9 protein-coding genes are annotated in these 20136 nt (G+C 53.4%); 4 read left to right on the top strand and 5 right to left on the bottom strand.

What is annotated here, in order from left to right; genetic code table 11:
- The first annotated feature begins 34 nt into the window (after positions 1 to 34).
- Positions 35 to 1117, top strand: coding sequence for a Fic family protein (locus IX84_RS09425; RefSeq protein ID WP_044219734.1), 1083 nt, complete (start codon positions 35 to 37; stop codon positions 1115 to 1117).
- A 236-nt stretch (positions 1118 to 1353) separates the two neighbouring features.
- Here the strand turns inward: IX84_RS09425 and IX84_RS09420 are convergent, their stop codons facing one another.
- The gene (locus tag IX84_RS09420; RefSeq protein ID WP_044219319.1) at positions 1354 to 3696 is read right to left on the bottom strand and encodes a glycosyl hydrolase family 95 catalytic domain-containing protein; all 2343 of its coding nucleotides are present in this window, start codon (positions 3694 to 3696) and stop codon (positions 1354 to 1356) included.
- Positions 3697 to 4175: 479 nt separating this feature from the next.
- Here IX84_RS09420 and IX84_RS09415 point away from each other — a divergent pair, with 479 nt between their 5' ends.
- Positions 4176 to 5327, top strand: coding sequence for an ATP-binding protein (locus IX84_RS09415; protein WP_044219317.1), 1152 nt, complete (start codon positions 4176 to 4178; stop codon positions 5325 to 5327).
- On the opposite strand, the gene IX84_RS09410 is transcribed toward IX84_RS09415, so the two are convergent.
- The 4 genes from IX84_RS09410 to IX84_RS09395 are packed head-to-tail and all read right to left on the bottom strand — an operon-like array spanning position 5324 to position 18378.
- Positions 5324 to 7102 carry a hypothetical protein gene (locus tag IX84_RS09410; RefSeq protein ID WP_044219315.1) on the bottom strand — a complete coding sequence of 593 codons (1779 nt, stop codon included), beginning with the start codon at positions 7100 to 7102 and terminating at the stop codon, positions 5324 to 5326. The genes IX84_RS09415 and IX84_RS09410 overlap by 4 nt on opposite strands.
- 11 nt (positions 7103 to 7113) lie before the next feature.
- The gene (locus IX84_RS09405) at positions 7114 to 11541 is read right to left on the bottom strand and encodes a hypothetical protein (RefSeq protein WP_044219313.1); all 4428 of its coding nucleotides are present in this window, start codon (positions 11539 to 11541) and stop codon (positions 7114 to 7116) included.
- Positions 11534 to 15013 carry a coiled-coil domain-containing protein gene (locus tag IX84_RS09400; RefSeq protein ID WP_044219311.1) on the bottom strand — a complete coding sequence of 1160 codons (3480 nt, stop codon included), beginning with the start codon at positions 15011 to 15013 and terminating at the stop codon, positions 11534 to 11536. The genes IX84_RS09405 and IX84_RS09400 overlap by 8 nt, the downstream gene beginning before the upstream one ends.
- Complete coding sequence (locus IX84_RS09395) at positions 15010 to 18378, bottom strand: DUF6603 domain-containing protein (protein WP_044219308.1); 3369 nt, start codon at positions 18376 to 18378, stop codon at positions 15010 to 15012. The genes IX84_RS09400 and IX84_RS09395 overlap by 4 nt, the downstream gene beginning before the upstream one ends.
- A gap of 283 nt (positions 18379 to 18661) precedes the next feature.
- On the opposite strand from IX84_RS09395, the gene IX84_RS09390 reads away from it, so the two are divergent.
- Both IX84_RS09390 and IX84_RS09385 read left to right on the top strand, forming a co-directional pair.
- Positions 18662 to 19099 carry an RpiB/LacA/LacB family sugar-phosphate isomerase gene (locus tag IX84_RS09390; protein WP_044219306.1) on the top strand — a complete coding sequence of 146 codons (438 nt, stop codon included), beginning with the start codon at positions 18662 to 18664 and terminating at the stop codon, positions 19097 to 19099.
- A gap of 98 nt (positions 19100 to 19197) precedes the next feature.
- Complete coding sequence (locus IX84_RS09385) at positions 19198 to 19788, top strand: DUF3109 family protein (RefSeq protein ID WP_044219303.1); 591 nt, start codon at positions 19198 to 19200, stop codon at positions 19786 to 19788.
- The last annotated feature ends 348 nt before the right edge of the window (positions 19789 to 20136 follow it).

Here is a 20136-nt window from a genome sequence, read left to right as displayed (position 1 = left end):
TGTAAAGAACGCCCTCGTTATAAAATACATGGATATGGCATATAGCCCTGACCTACCGTACAACGAACTGCCGCTCTTACCGCCCAAAGCGGAAATAGAAACTACAGTCATTCTCAAAAAAACCATTACTGCCAGCCGTGCTCTTTCAGAGCTGAAAGGTGCCATCACTAAGTTACCCAACACTACGCTTTTTATAGATACCATTCAATTGCAAGAGGCGCAGGCCAGCTCGGCTATAGAAAACATCATCACCACCCATGACGAGTTATTCAAGCAATCCATAGCCGATAAAAAAACAGACAATCCGGCTATAAAAGAAGTATTGCATTACAAAAATGCCTTGTGGTATGGGCTGGAAGTAATGAAACGAAAGCCCCTGCTCACCACCAACTTGTTTATCAAGCTGGTGCAGGTGATCAAAGAAAACAATGCCGGCATTCGCAATGCACCCGGCACCCAGCTGAAAAATCCGGCTAACGGCATGGTGGTTTACACCCCACCAGAAGGCGAAGAGGTGATCCGGCAAAAACTTAAAAACCTGGAAGATTTTATTCATGCCGAAGATGAGATAGACCCGTTGGTAAAAATGGCTATCATCCATTATCAGTTTGAAGCTATTCACCCGTTTTTTGACGGCAATGGCCGGGCGGGAAGAATTATTCTTTTGCTCTACTTGAAATTAACCGGCTTGCTGGATTTACCGGCCCTGTTCCTCAGTGGTTATATCATGGAAAACAAAGCGGCCTATTATGAAAAGCTTCGAGCGGTAACCGAACAAAGTGAATGGCAGGGCTGGATTCTCTACATGCTTGACATGGTAGAAACCACTGCAAAAAAAGACCGCCAACGTATTGCGCAGATTGAAACGCTAATGAGTGAAATGGGTGCTGAAATACACGCCAAACTTCCTAAAGTGTACTCCAAAGACCTAATGGAAGTACTGTTTAGGTTACCCTATACCAAGAGACAATTTTTGGAAAAAGCGGGTTTGGGGAATTTAAAAACGGCAGGTAACTATTTAAAAGAACTAGAAAAAGCGGGATTTCTAAAGAGCGAACAAGTAGGTAAAGAGAAATTGTATTTGAACTATCAGTTATTGGAAATACTTAAAAGATGATGCCGGGTATTTAGGATAAATGATTTCAAAAGGGAGTATCCAATTGCCAAGCATACAAGCATATTAGCTGGTCGCTATGGCAACTACTCAAACTAAACCCGGTCAATGAGTTTGCCTATTTTGACCCTGAAGAGATTTAATGAACGTGTCTCTTTATTTGCGTTGCAGAGCACGCAAAAGATGGTATTAAGATTCGATATCGACCGTTGTAAAAAACCTTAGTATTTGCCCACGTATCAGAGCCGACGAACCAGCACTACTTCGCCCGCACTCATTTCCAGCTTCAACAATGCGCTATCCTGAGCCACCCCATCCACCTGACAGCCGTTGAGAAACGGCGTTTGCACAACCAGTGGCTTTCCAAATTTGCTCTCTATTTCGATGCGCTCCACTTGCCCGTTTTTCACCTGGCCGGCGATGACGAAGCCACCTGCGGTGTGCAAGCCTTCAAACTCAAAATCCCGCCACCTCACCGGCAGGTACGGTAGGATGTGCAGGACGGAATCCCGCTGCTGGAAAAACAGGTTATGCAGGGCATCAAGCACCCCAAAGCCGCCGTCCAGCTGCATGACTTCATTATGGGGTGCCATGAATTCCACATTATTCCAGTCCATTGGCTTAGAGGCATCGGGGCGTATGTCAGGCCCAATACCGGGTTTGATCAGGGAAAGGCCTTTGTAATTGGCATCGTGCAGGGTGCCCCGCCCCAGGTTAGTATAGTTTTCCTCCCAATAGTGCAACCAGGAGATCGCGCCATCCGGATTGCCCAAACGGGCGTGGAGGGCAGCCGCCCAGGGCACACACCAGCCCGACCATCTGCCCGCGCCTTCCGCTATCCACTGATTGATGGAATGACGGACGATGGTGGCATGCTTTTCATCAAAAGGATCAAAGGACTGAAAGGGGTATATGCCTGCCAGGTGAGAATGGTGGCGGTGGCTCTCCACCAAGTCCATACCCTCCCAGAGGGCAATACGCTGGTTGACATATTCCGGGTGTTCCTGACTTCCCGGCCCTTCAATGATGGCGTAATCGGGGAGCTTTTCCAGAACCTCCGTCCAGCGCTCATCCATCGGCTGATTGAGAAGAGCACTTGCTTCAATCAAATTCTTTGCCGTCATCTTGTAGGCCGCCAGCTGGAAGGAAGCATTCCGCCCCCACGCATCAGGCCTGGCGCCCTTAAATTCCGGGCTTACGGAAACGGGGAGGCTCAGGGTGCCATCTGCTGTTTTTTCGGTCATCGCGTAGTAGCCTTCGAAGGTGCCCTGCATGAGAGGAAAGGCGACTTCCGCCAGTAGTTGCTCGTCCAGGGTGTGCTGATACTGCAGCCACGCCAGCTGCGCCATCCAGGCCGCACAGGCCTGATCGATCATACCGGTCCAAAAGTTACCCACCACGTGTCCGCGGTTGTCTACGGCGTGGGGCATAAGCAGGGCTTTGTCATTTTCGTAAAAGTATTGGTCGGCGGCCTCCAGCGTAGGCATCCACTCCTCCAGCATGGCCCAAAGCGGATCGAGGTGTTCGTATTTACCGGATGCCAGGACGGGCCAGTAGATCATCTCAATATTGATGTTGAAGTGGTAATCGTTGCTCCACGGAGGGATGCGCTGTGTTTCCATAAAGGGGCCCTGCAAGGTGGCCGCTACGCCATGCGGCGGGTGTACACACCCCATTTTGTAGAGGCCATAATCATAGGCTTCCTGAAGCTTCGGATCCGGAATGGTTACCTTTGGAAGATCTTTGGAAAAGTTGGTCCACCAGGCAGTGGATTGTTTATCCAGCGCTTTCAGGTCGACCGACCGAAAGGAGGCGATCAGCGCAGGCTCCGGCTGTTCGCCCAGTACGGTCTGAAGCACCAGATGGTCTTTGTTTTTCTGATAGGCTACCGAAAGCGGAGCGTCCGCCGGCAGGGACTGCGTAAAACCGGCTACGGATTGGGCAGCATCGGAAAACCGGGTGGGGGGCGCAACGCCAATTTCAGCCAGTTCTTTCCGGACCTTTGGGTGGTCATAGCTCGCGACCAGCTTGATCTCCACCTTCGCCAGCAGGGCTTCTTCCATCTTTATCCAGGCCACTTCATCGGGTACTGCCTGACCGATATCTATCGTTCTTAGCGAGCCATCTGGCAATTGGATCACCACTTCCAACTTGCCAGTCTGTAGATTTAATTCCCCCGTCTGTAGCACGAAGCCTTTGGGAAAATGTAGTTCCAGCCTGCCCCCGCCCAACTGATAGGGCCGGTTGGGTAAACCCTCCTGTTTTTCATTTTTGAAAATGAGCTTCAGGGAATCCTGCTGCCCGGCTTCCAACAATCGCTTCACAGTCTTGAAGTTGGTGGTGGCACCAAACGGCCGGCCTCCCCTGTGGTCCCAGAATCCAGCCCGGCTTACCGTCACATTCAGCTGATTGTCCTGCCCCCAGACCATGAGCCCCTGAATACCGTTGCCGATCAGAATCCCAGTGTGCGTCCTTGGGAGAGGAAAAGTCCAGGTGAGGGTTTTATCGGCTGCCAGGGACGCACATGGCGTCCATCCGAACCATAAAAGGATTAGGAAAAGGGAAATCTGCGAAGTCTTCATCGGAAAAAATTAAGGCCAACAAACGTTGCTCACTCTATGGTAGCCTGAAAGATAAGGATGTAAGGACATACTACGTAGCTGATTTGAGAGCAGACCGGCCATCTGATGCAAAACGCAACGCGAACGCAACTTTCAAAAATGGATGCTATTGCTACTTTATTAGAGTTTATTAACGCAAATTTTGTATGTCTGTGAATGGTCTTTTTTCACCAGCTCTGCATCTCGCCTGCCTGCCGAAGTATCGACACGCAGGCAGGTCCTCACCTTCGTAGCTTAGGCTACGAGGTTCCGGGCGTTCTTTGATCTGGCAAAAAATACTCATCCATACCCTATACAAAACTTACCTTAATAAACTCTATTGTTAAAATGGTTTGCTTTGGTTGTGCAAATTCAAAATCCAAGCTTTGTATTTTTAAAAATTATTTTATGCAAATTCAAAATTTATAGTTTGTATTTTCAAAATTCATTATCTTGTCACTATGAGTATAATCAACCGGCAGCTGACCACTGCTATTCGCAGACAGGTAGAGAAATATCCCATTCTTGCAGTGACTGGGCCAAGACAATCCGGGAAAACCACACTGCTCAAACATTTATTCCCGGAATACCAGTATGTAAGTCTGGAAAACACAGACCTCCGGAGCTTTGCCACAGAGGACCCGGTGGGGTTTCTCACAACTTATGACGGGCAGACCATATTTGATGAAGTTCAACGCGCGCCAGAGTTGTTTCCTTATCTACAGACCAAAGTGGACAAGCAGAGCATCATGGGGCAGTACATCCTCTCGGGTTCTCAGAACTTTCACCTACTGGAGCATATAACCCAAAGTTTGGCTGGCAGAGTAGCCCTATTCAAGTTGCTGCCGTTCGATATTCAGGAGTTAAAGTCTTCGGATCTACTGGCTGAGAATTGGGAGACTATGCTATTCAGAGGATTCTACCCGGCGATTTACGACCGGGGGATAGAGCCTCCTGTATTTTACGCTAATTACCTGCAAACCTATATTGACCGGGATGTATCACAGCTTACCAAAGTGCAGGACTTAAGGCGTTTCCGCAATTTTGTCAGTCTTTGTGCAGCCCGTACCGGTCAGTTGCTAAATATAAGTGCACTGGCGAATGCGGCTGGGATATCTCAGCCTACCGCCAAGTCCTGGCTTACTATACTGGAGCTCAGCTTCATTATTTTTCTGCTTCCGCCTTATTTCGAAAACTTCAGTAAGCGGGTTGTCAAATCACCTAAACTTTACTTTTTTGATCCAGGCCTGGCCGCTTTCCTGTTAGGGCTCAGAACACTGGAGGACCTGACTGACCGCACCCTTGCCGGCGCATTATTCGAAACACTTATCATTTCGAATATCATCAAGCAAAATTACCATACTTATCGACTCAGGGAGTACTGGTTTTGGCGGGATGCCGCCGGGCACGAAATTGACCTCCTCACCCAGCGTGGAGGCAGCTTCGATATTTTTGAAGTGAAAGCGGCCCGCACACTCAAACCCAGGCTATTCAAAGGCTTGCAGGACTTCGTCAAAATCGCCGAAGGGCGTGTGCAATCTCAAACGCTGATATACGGCGGAGCAGACACACAGCACAGAACAGAGGTGAAGGTCTTACCCTGGAACCACTAATCCCGCTCAAATAACCCATCAAACCGTAAACCACTATTGCCCTGCCCCCGGCCATTCTGCTTGCGGAAACCACTCCAAAGGGCGGTCCGGCCGTTGTGCCAACGGGCGCGCTGCCAGGTTCGGGAAACCCTAATACCTGACTTAGGCACTTCTTCTTCCGGAATAAAAAAGGGCTGATAAGCTGATTTATCCAGGCCATATCGCAGCAGGCTCGTGCGGGGGCGGATCCGCTCAATGGGCAGTCCGGGATACACCCGGGGCATCGCCGCCCGCTGTAACCGGATGGTCCCGCCACCATCCGGTACAGGTGCTGCTTTAAAAGGAATCCAATGCTCTGGCACATCCGTTGCCAACCGGTAACGGACCAGGGCTTCATTTTCAAGGGGCGGAGCGGGCGGGGCTCCTCCGATGACTTCCTCCGACAGGGCGCGCAAATAGGTGGCGGTATTCAGGGCGGCAGCATTGCCTTCCCGTCGGCCATCAATGCCATCTGAAAGATAATACTCAATACCCCAAACCATATTCGCCATTTCGTCGCGGGCCAGGTAGACTTCTTCCTGTGCCGGGCTTTCCTTCAGATCGACCACACCGGGCGGCAGCAACAGGTATTTATCGTAAGCACTCTGCGGGTCAGGAATGCCAGTGAGCCCAAAGAAGTTCCAATGGTTGCTGCCGGAACTATCCCGATAGTGATTGGCCTCGGACCACTGCCCAAAGACATCACGGATTTCCACCCCTTCCACCTCAAGCAGCCCTCCGCCGGGAACACGCAGCGGCAGCAAAAACCAATCATTGCTGTACATGAGCCCAAACTCCATAAGCGCCAGCCGCCCGGACTGCGTGGCACCAGCTTCCATAGCCAGTAGGTTGACCTTACCATCTTCCATCTCCCACCATCGGGCAGCAGGCATACCGGGGTAGTCCACTTCTGTGGGGATCAAATGCCGGACCTGAGGCGCTTGCACATCGTCCCGGCTGCCCCGTCCGGATTCAGTAACCTCAAAGCTGTACCAGTCGAGGCGCCCTTCGTAGTACTCCTCGGCTCCCAATTGCATGGGGGCACCGTTTTTGCCCTTGAAATGGGCCTGAAAACGATACTCCATACGTTCAGGCCGCCAGGCATCTTTTGTTTCATCAACCGGCTGATTGTATTGACGGTCAAACCAGTCGACCCATTGCCCACCTACTGTATCCGCTTGAGGATTAGGGCCAGGCAGAAAGTCCGTAAGGGATTGCCCCCCGCGCAGTTTTTTGTACAACGCCCCTCCATCGAGAGCACCGGTCTGCACCGCTGCGTGTACCCAGGTTTGAAGGCTCCTGTTGCTAAGTTCATGTGCATTTTGCATACGGTCTTCCGTAGTCGCTGCAGCGGGGATCTGAAATTGCAGCTCCGGCCTGGCTTTCAAAGTTTGCACCACTCCACCTGCGGCATCACCCAACGCACGGTGTAGCATTCGCTCCAGTTGCCGCCCCATCTCAATGCGAAGGGGGATACCCGGCTCTACCGCCACACGTTCCACTTCCGCTTCCATCGGCTGATGATTGGTATAGTCCACAGGGTGGTTGCCATCGGCCGATAACTGTCGGAAAGGGTACTGCTGCCATTTCACGCGGACCTCCGCCGGGGAACCATTGTCCGTTCCTTCGAATTCGCCGGTTTGCCACTGCCGGCAAAGCATCCAATAGGGGTCATAAAGCTGATTGCCCAGATTCTCGTCAAACCGCTCGCTGCGCGCACGGATCTCCAACCGGTTCCAAAGTATTGAGTCTGCCATAATTTGTTCTGTTATTCAATGGTGTTGCCCAGGTCCAGTCCTGCTAAATCGTCATCCGTAACTTCTGTAGGTGGTGCCTCTACGATACGTTGTTCCCCCGGAGGCGCACCAAACAGTAAGCCGCCGTACGCCCGTTCGCCCCCCTCTTCTGTGATAGACACTTCTCCTAAAACCAGCGGTAAAAACTGATCAAGAAAGCTGTTCTTAAGGATATCCGGGTCCACCCCGCGGAGCTTAGCCAGGTGCAGATTATCGAGAACCGTATTTTGCAAAACGGGCCAGTCCCATGCGGCGCCGCGCCGGGGTGTCATCGCCAACAGTACAGCATTGGGCGGCTCGGTATCGGGCTGATCGTATTGCAGGGCAATGCCTGCGTTCACCTCCGGATCGGGTATCAGCTCCTGCCAGTCATCAATCAGTAGCCCGGAAAAAGTACCGTTGCTGAAGGAAAAGTCTTCCTGAAGCTCAAGTGTCATCGCCATCGTATCGCCGTGGGGAATAAAACTGCCATATTCCTGCCCTACCCATGGCCCGGGCTTGCCTTCCCGCAACGGCAATTGCAGCAGTGACATCCCGTCGCCTTCTTTTGTCCCACCGAAGAGCCCCGTCAGCATCTGGCAACGGAAGTACAAGTCCATTTTGGAGCGCAAGGGGGCTTGTGTCTGAAGCCAGCGCTCAATGGCAAAATCATCAGCAGAGCTCTTCAGTTCAGGGTCTGTCATGGACTGTTGCAGCTGAGCAGCTGCCGGAAGCCGAAAATCAGGGTATATCCGGTAAAACCGGCCAAACAGCAGCTCCGTAAGGGTTTCCAAAAGCGCAACTTCCCCGGCAGTATCCTGACCGGGCGGTGGCTGCCTGAGCATTGCCGAGAGCAGCTGCGTACTTCCCTCCTGCCAGGTATCTATTGCCTGTGCCATACGCTTTCGGGCATCCTCAAGTATATTGCGGCAACGCCGGATTTCCTGTTCCAGCGTAAGCTTGTCCAGACGGTCAATCGCCGGTGGAACCGCTTTCACCCAGCCCAGTCCTGCATAGAAAAAAGTATCTTCCCGGATAGACCGAAGGCGTTGCTCCAGTTGCGGATGCGTACCGTTGCCGGAAATGCTGTTCGCCAGCTCCTGTGCCGTATCCAGTGCATTGGCCAAAGTGGTGTCCATGTCTTCCCACTCCAATGCCACATTCCGCAATTGCCGGCGCAGGAACTCCGGTTCCCAAAATTGCCCGGCAGCTTCCACCGACTCGTCGTTGGCCCTCAGAAAATCCTCAGGGCGCAGGCTGCGGGTTTCCATTAACAGCTTGCCAAGACCGGCGGCAAGAGGCTCTACTGCAAAAAGGGTGTAATCTGATGGATCAAACCCTGTGCGGTCTTGTTCCAGAATCTGAATTCTGGAAGTCAGAGGCAGGCTCCGTTGCCGGCGTACCACCCGCTCGATACGGTACTGAAGCTCACTCGTATCCGGATTTTCGCGCTGCAGGTGCATCATATACACCAGGTCTATTGGTTCAATCGTAATGTTCCGGAGAGGCATAGTCATTGCTTCAAAGACCGGATTGCCATCACTATCCACCCCGCTTTGCCAACGCACCCGCACCTTTATGAAGCTGAGGTCAGGCAACTGATCTTTTAACCAGCGGTTGAGCTTTGGGCTGACTACCGCCCGGGGCGAAAGAGGCCCGCCCCCAGTCACAAACGGGCGGTCCTGCAGCAGTACGCCGATACGAAAAGTCAGGGGCACGCTGCTCTTAGGCTGGTCTACAATTTCCGGACGGGTAGGCTGTTCCCCATCGGTCATAGCATCGAGAGCAGCTTTGGCACGGTCTGCCTGCCCGTCCACCAGCTGGTAGACTCCTTCCGCAGCGAGCAGGTCTTTCACACTGTCAAGTTGCTCTGCCAACCCGGTTACGATGGGCTCCATGTCAGCCACTACAGCCGCGCTAACCACTGATCGCCAACCTTCTGTTTCATCTTCGACGAGGGCCACAGCATCGATCACCCGTTGCGAGAAGTCTTCCTCTGTATCCGGGGCACTGCCCTGATTTTCTCCGATGACCGGGATCACTTCGAAGCGGTACTTCTCGCGCAGGTCCTGTATGAAAGGGGCAAGTGTGGGCACTCCACCACTGCGGAATTCCTGCATGGCGCGCTCCAGCTGGTAGCCCAGCAAAGCGGATAAGTCCTGCCCGTTGCGGACACCTTCCAGCAGGAAAAGAGCGTTTTTCATCCGCCCGGAGCTCAGCCCCACGGCAAAAAGATTATCTCCTGTGCCACTTGATCGGTTGTTTTGATACCCACTGCGCAAGACAGCTGCTGTAGTAGCATGGCGCAGGGAAGGCGCAGGAATGTACTCCGGTTGCACGGCCCGTTGTTCCGGCTTGAGGTGCTCCAGGTAGCCCCAGGCCCCGATGTAAATACCTTCGGCGTTTTCCTGCCGGATTTCCTGGAGCCTGAATGCGGCATAACTGCTCAGCCAGGCATCGAGGCGATACGTACAGCAGTCGAGGTGCTCCTGTACCATGCGTCTCAGGTAGGGCGCAGACCAGTCTTTAATCTCATTAAGCAGGGCCTGAGGAGAAGCAGCTCCCGGTTGGGAAGAAGATGGCAACTGCAACCGCCGCTTAAGCAAATGATATAAAATGGCCGTTGGGGGCGCTCCGTCGGGAAGGGCAGTATCCGGCCCATGCTCCGCCAGCCATTGCAGGTAATTTTGGTCTGAATCGGGCAATGGTGGGATCATGCCGCCTTCCATGCCCAGGAGCGGGTCTTCATCAGTGGCTTCAATCAATCTGCCATCATCGCCGGTCTCCCATAGCAAAGGACGGGCCTGGGTTTCGAAAAGCAACTTTTCGGTATTCTCTACACCGGGCATGCCATTGGTACTAAGCTGGGCTGAGATGCTATCTCCCTCACGGTCAGCTCTGGCATCGCCTTCCGGAATGAGAAACAGGTTGCGCAGTGCTTCATCGCCAGCCACTTCCGGGCGAAGTGCAAACCGTTGCCGGTAGGCCACACTTGTAGGATGAAGCTGAAGTACCGATAACAATTGCAATTGCGCCTGCCGGGGGCTGACCCCTCTTTCGATGTGCGCCACCTGATCCAATTGAGCGCTGTACCAACGGTGCAGCGGCCAAAGGATATGGTCCCAAAGCTGCCGCAGCAAACTGCCTTCCGGATGGGCATGATTGCTATTCAGGGCAGACCATGAAAGCGCAGGAAGTATGCCATAGGGCTGATCATCAATTTGCAAAGCAGGCAGATGCCCGCGCCCGCTTACCCAACTCACAAAATGTTGCCTGATCTGACTGCGGGTGGCAGCGCTCAGGCTCGGCTGCCAGAATTCCAAAGCCTGTCCAAGGGTTACATCAAAGAGTAACTCATGTACTTTACGGGCATCCGCAATACTGCTCAGGCCACTGTTGTCAAGGCCTGCGAAGGTATCTACAGGCAAGCCTAATGCCAGGGCTAACTGCTCCGCATCGCTACCGGTACTACCATCTCGTACGGGCACATCAGAGTCCCGGTCTTCGGGTGCGAGGGTGGAATCCGATTCCCTGGTATTGTTCGTAGGGGTTCCTACACCTGCCAGGTCCATGCCTCCAACTTTATACCGGTGGTTTTCCAACAGGCGGCCGAGTACAGCTGTACCTGATGCGGGTGCTGCTCCGCCCTTCCAACCCAGCACCGTCAGACGGTCAATTTGGTCTTCAGCCCCCCAACTTCCGAGTGGAATACGCAGCGCCATGCCCACTTCCACTGCCTTGGGAAAGTCTGTCATCCACTTCAAATCTTCGGGCACCTGCCGGCCTTCCGGGGTGTCTTCAAACTCATCGGGGCTACCGGGATCGAGCCCCAGCCGTAATGCTCCATCTTCGGTTTTATCAATTGGGGCGCCTTGGTAGTGGCGATGAGCGCCGGCTTGTTCTATGCTTACTACAAAGCGGTCGGGCAGGAGGTACGTGCGTGGTGCATTTGCCCAGCTCTCCTCGGTAGTTTCAAGATCCGGCAGTTGGGGGGCCGATTGTGGGAACCCCTCTGCATCCAATCCCCCTACAGGGCGGGTTTCCCGCAAAATGTAGCGGGCGCGTATTGGGCCGTAATCCTCTGACAGGGAGCGCCAGGCTCCGGCTTGCTGATCCTGCCGGTCGGTCTGACCTGCTGCCGCCCAAAGTGCCGCCCAGTAGTCCCCGGCAGCCGAGCGCTCATCTTCTGTAAGCCGATCTTCGTGGGTATGGACGAAAATATCATCAGGGTAAATCCGAACCCAGAGTTCTACCGGAGCAGCAGCAGGGTCAGGTGCGGGGACGGGCCCATTGCCCAAGGCATCCACCATAGGTTGTGTCGCAAACCGGGTTTGTACCTTAACCGGGAACAAAGCGATAGGTATAGCGCCATTCAGAGCCGACAGGGCATTGTTCAGTTGGTCTGCATTGGTTTCAGGCATCGGTTGGGAGTTTGATCATATCGGTAGCGTGCACGGCTGCCCGAAATGGAAGTTGTAGCAATATGCCCGCCATGTGGGCGCTGTTTTTGCCCCAGGTATAGGTATGAGGCTCTCCTGATTCTGGTGGCAACGGTTCTCTGCTGAGGCCATTTATGCGCAGAAAATCATGGGGTGCTACCCCAACATGAGGCCAGGCCAGGTCATTCCACTCATTGATTGAATCGAAACTACTGCCTGCATCCTCAGCCGTAATATCAAGCCCGAAGCGGGGCTCGCCGGGGCGTTCCTGTACCACAAAGAACCAGCCGGGATCGGTATCGCTGCCCAGTGCTTCCTCAGCAGAAATGGGAAAGCCGAAGAAGGAAATTTCCGGATCGATTTTAGCTTGAAAAACGGGCATTTTGCGTTGATTAGCCGTTGTGCCAGTAGTCAACCCTCTTGGCGCCTTCACATTTTTAGCCTTCTGCATGTACACGAGGGCATTCGGAAACTTCTTCAGCAATTCACTGCGAATGACGAATACCACATTGGGATTGTCCGGATCTGGTGGCGGAATGGGGCGGTCAGCCGGGAGGTTTTGCCCGAGCGGTTGGTCCATTTTGGTCAACAGTTCGATATCGGGAGGCGGAAAAGTAGTGTCCAGATTATCAGTATCGTCCCAAAAGCTGCGGAAATAGCTGCCGCGCTGATCCGTAGGGAACTCCCGCCACAGGAGTTCCCGCGCCATCTCGTGGTTGAGCCCGACCAGGTAAGCTTCAATGAAGCGTTGATTGACCTCAAGCAGGGAGAAGGTGTCCATGGGAATGCGCTGCACATTGGGCAGCATAAGCTCAGAGGAGATTTTTGCGAGTGCCTCGTAGGTAGCCTCCCTGAATTCCGGATAGGCGAGCAAGGGGCGCGTGCGGGTATCGGCTCCAGGCACCATGGTTTCAGGGGGCACCTGGACTAATTGGCGCAGGCGCTGATTCAGTCCCTGATAGGCCTCCATAAATTTTTGGATTTGTGAGCGGACCAGCCCGGGTGTCGTCACTGCAAACCCTTCCACGGTAACCAGCTCCATTTTGCGGAAAGTATCAGCCCCCCATTGCAGGTCTTCCCAATCTTTGCTCACTGATGTATTAGCCACTGCGGTACCCGTAGAAGTCTCATCAACCTGAAGGGAAATTTCCACCATCGGGTCCTGAGCAACCTCGCCTATATCGGCGCGCCGGAGCAAAGGCCCGTTCACCCGCGCCATTTTACGGTAATCCTGCCGCAAAGTGGAGGTGGGCAAGTGCAGGCGGGACAGCCGCAGAATTTCCTGCTCAAGGCTGGCGATTTCGTTTTTAAGCGTTTGAATCTCGTCCCGTTTATCTTCCTCATCATTTCGCAGCCCCACCAACTGATTGTTCAGAACGTTTAACTCATTCTGGGCGGTGATTCGGGCGTTTACTTTGTCATTGCGTGTGGCTTCTTTTTGATCCTTGTCCGCTTCCAGCCCATCCCGTTGGGTTACCAAGGCATCGCGTTCAGCTATGAGCCCATCGCGCTGTGTCACCCGTTGATTGCGCTGTGTTGTAACGGTATTCAACTGAGTCGTAATCGCTGCTGCCTCACTGCTGTTACTGGCATTGGCCAGGTCCTGCTCAAGTGCAGCGATTTCACCATTCAGGGTAGCGATTTCGCTATTTAAAGTGTCAATGGACGTAGTCTTCTCGCTGATTTGGCTATTCAGTGCAGCGATTTGGCCAGTCAGGGAGGTAATATCCTCTTCTAAAGCATCGATTTCTTCATTGAGGCTGTCGATTTGTGCTTCCTTGGCGGTAATGTCCGCTTCTTTCGCTGTAATGGCTTGCAGGATGCCCTGCAGTTCTGTTTCTGCGTTCTCCTTTTCGTTTATTTTTTGTTGCCGCGCATTGCGTTCTGTTGTGAGGCGTGCAGACAACTCTCCGGTTTGGAGTACTCGCTTACGGACAACTTGTGCCACAGCTTTATCCCCGGCATCGCTTTCCGGGAATAACGAGCGGGCATGCATGGATGACGAAAAAGCGGAGTACGTTGCCTCGTCCATATCATTAAAGTAGGAGCGCTGCAATTGCCGGGCCGTTTCCGCCGAAAAGCGAGCCAGCCGAATCCGTCGCTGGGCTTCCAGGATTTCCGCAGCCTGCTCCCAGGCACGGTCCATGTAATCATCCTGGTTTTTGCGGACCACCAAAATACCAAAGCCTGCTGCCACCCGGTTGCGTGGGTCAAGGTTAAGCGAATAAAACCAGGGCTTATCGCCACCTTCTTCCACACGCGTCTTTCCGGCATGCCACTGCCCGTAGAGGGGCGGCAGAACGAAAGGATCGTCCGATTCCCCATCGATATCAAGTGAGGTATCCACCGGAGGGCCACTGCCAGAAGGGTCGTTCAGGTTGAGGATTTGCCGGAGCTTACCTACAAAGCCCTGTGCTTCATCCTGAGCGAGAAAATCAAGGCGGCTTTCATCTGCATCAATAATTTGCAGGGCGCCCTCCACCAGCAACACCCCATCATCAACACCGGTATAACTCAGGTTGTAACCGGCGTCCTGCATATCCATTGGCCGGCGGCCCACGGGGTCTTCCATCACCCGTGCTTCGATGCGGCGCACAAGGTATTCGAAATCGGCCTGATCGCTGGTTTGAAATTCCCATTCGAAATAAACCGGCCAGAGTTGTTGGTATTCGTCATTTTGATGCGCCCCCCAGGAGGGTTGCTGTATGTCTTCATTCAGGATGCGCTCAGGCGGAGCGCCCAGGCCCGATAGCCGCCCCTGCTCAAAAGCAGGGAGGAGAAAAGCGGTGTAGCGGGTGTTGGGCTTGAGCCGGCGGGGGCAAATCAGACGGGAGGAGGCCAGGTTGGGGTCTTTTTCCACCAATTGCTGAAGAGCTACCGTCTCATTACCGGCAGGAAAGGGTTCATTGGCCTGCACATGTGCCCAGGCCCAGGTTTCGGAGGCTGGTGGAAAAGCAATCGGCAACTGCCCGTTGGTAATGGCAGAGAGGGCCGCCCCGGGCAGGAACCGGCGTTCAAATTCGGCTTCTTCCAGTACAACAAGTACCAACCACGGACGCAGCTTGCCATCTACACTACGGGCCGGAGTATAGCGCCAGGGAAAGTCCTCTTCGTAAAATTCGATGTACGGAAAGTAGTTGGGTTCAAAATTGCCCACATTAGCCCGTGGTTCTGTCCGGACCACCGCGTTGGCTTTGATGCCAGTGACATCGCCCGGGCCTACCAGCTGTACTTTTTTGTATACGGGTTTGCCGGGGCGGGCAGGGTCTTCCGTTGCCTCCGTGATGGGCTGCATGGACCAGCCGCCTACGGGTATGCCCTGCAAAGCCAGGCTCACATCAATGGTCGCCCGCCCGGTTCGCCCGGCAGTCCCGCCGAGCGTATCCTGTTCGTTGATATCCCTGCTGATGCCTTGCCGGGCCCAGGGTAAAAAGGTGTATTGTGCTATGCTCATAGTGTTTCGGTTTCAGTGGCCGGGGCAACGCGCAGGCGGTGGCCCAGCTGGGGTTTACGGAATTGAAGGGTCCGGAGGGCTTGCAGTGCCTCTGCCTCAGATTCGTACTTCAGGGCTGTGCCATTTAACTTGAAAGGCCGAAGGTTGCTTTGGTCCACGAGGCTGAAGGCCACAGCACGGGCCTGCACAGCCTGCTGGTTTTCCCTGCGCTTCAGCTCTTGTTGCCGCCCCTGCACAGAACGGCCCACTGCATTCCCTTTCACAAAAGTGTCATAGTCAGCCTGCTCCATGCCTGCTCTGGCCCGGTCTGCCGGACGGACGAAAAAGTCGGGCCCGTCGATGATCATCTGCTCAAAACGGTAACTGCGTTGTACTGCGGCATCAGGCTGCTCAGCGGTAAAGAGGTCCATGTTCCCCTCTACTTTCCTGCCGGACTGCATACGCTCGAAAGCATTGCGGCTCAACCGCTGGCTATCGGACAGCTTAATGAACTCCGCCGGCGCAAAGAAGTCCTTGATAGACGATGCGGCGCCGTATTGTTCTATAGAGAACTGAAAAGCGGTATAGTCATTAGGTTGTTCGTTGCCAATTTTATCAAAGCGCATCCCCAATGGCAGGCGGTCCTGACGTATGGCCAGCTGACCGGCAGGGTGTACAATGAGCTCCTCTTCGGGCAGCTCGCGCAGGGTCACTTGCAGGGATTTGGCTTTGGGCAGGGTGGCTTCCCAATTGCGGGTATCGCGTAAGGCTTCCAAAAGTAGCGGCAGTGCCGGGCGGGGCGGCAGCATTTCCTTTTGCTGTTTTCCGAAGCGCTTGTTGACCCGAACTTTGACTTTGATAAACAGGATTTTGAAACTGGCGGTGCCTTTGATATGCCAGGGTGTAGGGCCCGACAGCGAGCCGCGCAGGTGGATGCCCAACAGCTCCCGGTTGCCCAGCATTACCGAAAGGCCTGCTCCCACTTCCACAATAAAATAGAAGGGGCTAAAGCGGAATAGCGCATCCAGGTACAGGTAGCCAACCACCTTGAACTTACTCACCTTGAAATAAAAGTCGACACTCGCTCCAAACTGTACCGTATTGGAGGTAACCGCGAAGTAAGCCTGAATGGTCAGTCGGGGGTTATCGGTAGGCAGCAGGTTAATGGTAATCCGCTTGAGGTTGCCGTTGATGGCCCGCAGTGGGGGTGGCCTGAATGCCGGGTGGAAACCACCTACCGTAAACAGGAAGTTGGGCGCACTGCCCCAGTTGAGGGCGAAGTACATTTCCCCGGAAATACGGTATTGTGCCAGGTTAGATTCAAAGAGGGCCGCGAAGAAAAACATCTCCCCTTTTTCAAAGTCCACTCCACCGATAAAATTAGCCTGTAGGTTGATAATCGGCGCCCGCTTGTCTGGTAATTGCACCCGCACCACACCAATAATCGCCAGTTGCACGGGGTCAGGCACCTGTATGATCAGCCCCAGTTCCACCGCAATAAGCGTAGGCGTACCCCAGCCGATGATGCCCATCAGCCCGAAGGTGTAGAGCCCTTCCGCTACCGGGAAAAACTGGTTCAAGTCAGCAATAATGCGTGGGGCTTCCGCAATGGGATCATCAGGGAACATGACTGCGTCAATGGCATTGGTGCGTACCCCGGCGGCCAGCGCATCCAGGTTCATGCCCCGGTTGATAGCAATGAGGCCCCCAACACCATTCAGTGTAAAGCCGAAGCCTAATTGGATCGGCTTGAATTCGGCAGTAATCAGCAGCAGGAAGGAAAAGCCCGGGCTGCCGTCCGGTTTTTTGGTTTGGATAATACCGATGGCTTTGACCGCCACCATTTGCTTGATGGTCAGTTCAGCCACACCGGCATACTCTCCCTTTTCAAAATCCAGGAAGAGGTAACCGCCACCTTGTATAGCAGGCGTCTCCAGCGACAGGCCAATGCCTTTGGGTGGTTTGAAATCCATCCCAAAATCCAGCACGCCGAGGTTACCCCCTGAGGGCTGGTAGTTGATCAGGGCTTTGATACCCATCTCCTGCACTACTGCCGTAAACGGACCGAGGAGCAGTTGCACATCCGTGCCCAGTGGAATTTCAAAAGCCGGGGGGGTGCCCGCTTCCAGCTTAGGCTTTAGCCCCAGGCTGATACCTTGTATTTCTATAGCCCCCAATTCAATATGGGCGGGAATTTTCACTTCGAGCCCGGCACTGCCCCGGAAGTAGATCCCCTGTTTGCTGGACCAGCCGATGGTCAGATCGAATAAAGCGGCTATGCCATCTTTAGGAAGGAGGTTATTGAGAAAACCATCACTGCCTGCATTGAGAATCAGGATACGGCCATCTTCAAGGCTCAGCTCCGTGAGCAACTCCAGCGTATCTCCGGTGGCGATACGCAGCCCGGCTTTGGCAGAAAATGCCTGGAGGTCCAGCCGGTTCCCTTCAGCAGTGCCCAGCAGCGTCAAACGCCCCGAGGGCCGGGAGGCTTGGATACCTGCCAGGACTTCACCGGACAGGTTCGTATCTGTTTGTTTTAGTGCAGCCCCATCAGGTGTTACTTCTATGTGAAAGCCGCCCTCCAGCGCGACCGTAGCCTGAAGGAGGAGCTCCAGCAAAAGGGAGGCGGTTTGCGTAAGCGTAACGGTCTGTTCTGCAGCGGCTTCTCCCTGTGGCGTAGCCCTGATACCCTGTTGCCCCAGAAGAGAAAGTTCAAAGCCAAAATTAGTAGCAACCCCTCCGGTGCCAGCTGCCCACATCGGAACGTACAGCTTTTCGCCATCATCCCTCAGTTCAGCATCAGCCGGAGGGAAACCTTTAGAGCGCTGCGCATTCAGCCACTCGCCCAAATGATAGAAAAGAAATGGGTACTGTGCTTCGAAGCCCGCAGTGCCCCAGCCATGCCCTGCTTCAGAAAAGACAGCAGCAGGATCAGAAAAGAACCGCGGCAGACTCTCCCAGTCGATAGGCACTTCGCCATACACCGGTGCATCTTCGAAGAACCGATTCGCTTCATCCAGTTCAAACCGGATCCAGCCCAGCAGGCTGCCTAGCTGATAAAACCCGGACCAGTGATCCCGCAGGTAATCGGCCAGCAAATAATCGTTGAACCGGCGCGCGAAGACCGCCACATCATCAATCAGGCTGCCGGGGTCGATGCTGCGGGCATCCTCCACCCACTGCCGGAGTGCCTGAAGCTGGGCAGGCAATTCCTGTTCCGTAAAGTTGACAGGTAAAGCAGGAAGTTGGTTTTGGATTTCCGCAATTGGACCGCCGGGAAACATGCGTTGCAGTACGCCCTGATATTTGGCAGGGTCATAAACCTTGCCCAGTTCCTGAGCAAGCTGCTGCAATGTGGAAGGAGGATTGTTAGAATTGGTAGGCATAGCAGGGAAAGTCAGAAGTTGTGAAGAGGAATGGTTACATCATTCGACTGTACTTCTGAGTGCTATACTCTCAGGCATAGGTGAGCCCATTTCGGGCCATGGTTTTTGGGCATGGGTGGGTTTTTAGGTGTTGTTCAAATAATACACGAATGCACATTTGGGTTTTAACGCCTACAATTTACTTTTTATTTGGCTAAATATCAACAGATCAGTATTTTTCATCAAATCCTTTAGCTACCTCACAGCTCAGACCTTTTCTTTATATTTTTGAAAAAAAGGGAACATGACCATCGCCATAGGAAGTGACATGGACGCCGCCATCCTCAAAGTAGCCGTTGAAGAACTGCAAAAACGCGGGCACGAAGTGCTGCCCTTCGGTAGGCTGCTCACCGCCGAAGCCCCCTGGCCTAAAGTTGGAATGGAAGTGGCGGAAGCCGTAGTGAGGGGACATGCGGATCAGGGCATTGTATTTTGCTGGACGGGCACCGGTGTCAGCATGGCCGCCAATAAAGTCAAAGGTGCCCGGGCTGCGCTGTGTTGGGATGCGCCCACCGCTGCTGGTGCCCGACAGTGGAATGATGCTAACATACTCGCTATGAGCCTGCGCTATACCTCTGAAGAAATGCTAAAAGAGATACTGAACGCCTGGTTCAGCAACGCCACCAGCACAGAGGAGGAAGACCAGGCCTGTATCCGCTATCTGAAGGAAATGGATGCCTAAAGTTTGTAGTGTAGAATCTACGGTCTGATGACAGGTAAGTTCCTGATGTTGCCTATTTTTGTTTTTTAATAAAAAGTAAGCCTAAACAGGTACAGCACATGTTGATGATCGGGGATATATTGATAAGTGACGATGTGGTCAGTGAGCAGTTCATCTGCAACCTGGATGCCTGTAAGGGCGCCTGCTGCTGGGAAGGTGACTATGGTGCGCCTCTTGAGCAGGAAGAGCTCCGGACTCTGGAGCGTATTTACGATGACATTCGCCCTTTCCTCAGCCCTGCCGGACGAGCAGTCATTGAATCCGAAGGGCCATATACCTATTATGAAGGGGATGCTCAGGAATTTGGCACACCGCTCATTAACAATGGGCCGTGCGCGTACATGACCTACGATGAAAACGGTGTGGCCCAGTGTGGCATTGAACGTGCGTATAAAGCCGGGGCCACTGACTTCAAAAAGCCGATATCCTGCCACCTCTATCCCATTCGGGTGGAACGCCACGGAGCCACAGGAATGGAAGCCCTGAATTACGACCGCTGGGACATCTGTTCCGCCGCCTGCACACTGGGCAAAAAGCACCAAATGCCTGTCTACCAGTTCCTCAAAGAAGCGCTAATCCGAAAATACGGCGAGGGCTTCTACCATCAACTTGATGCCGCCGCCAAAGAATTACCACAGCTAAAAAAATGAATAGTTTGACTATTCCCTCAAAAATACCTACCTTTATCTACTGAAATAGCACCTTAAAATAGGAAACAGCGAATTTTGGCTGTATCTCCACAACAACTTATAGCAGCACTACTACATACCCCCCTGTTAACAGACAATACCTTTGGTATTTCCTAGCCAAAGCTATTACTCAGATGAATCGTATAGATTTTTGGGTAAGTCAGTACTGTTATCCCTGATTATTGATAGTCCGCATCCGGAGTAATCCGTCATATTCCCAAACAGACACTCACAGGACCGAAGACCGCCGGGGTTAAGGGCTTAGGCCTGTGATACCATTCCATAAGATTCACGTTTAACCCCCCTTTT

The sequence above is a fragment of the Phaeodactylibacter xiamenensis genome (genome assembly GCF_000759025.1).
GTDB lineage: Bacteria > Bacteroidota > Bacteroidia > Chitinophagales > Saprospiraceae > Phaeodactylibacter > Phaeodactylibacter xiamenensis.
The sequence above is the reverse complement of the archived record's forward strand: the minus strand, read 5'-3'. Positions and strand labels throughout refer to the sequence as shown.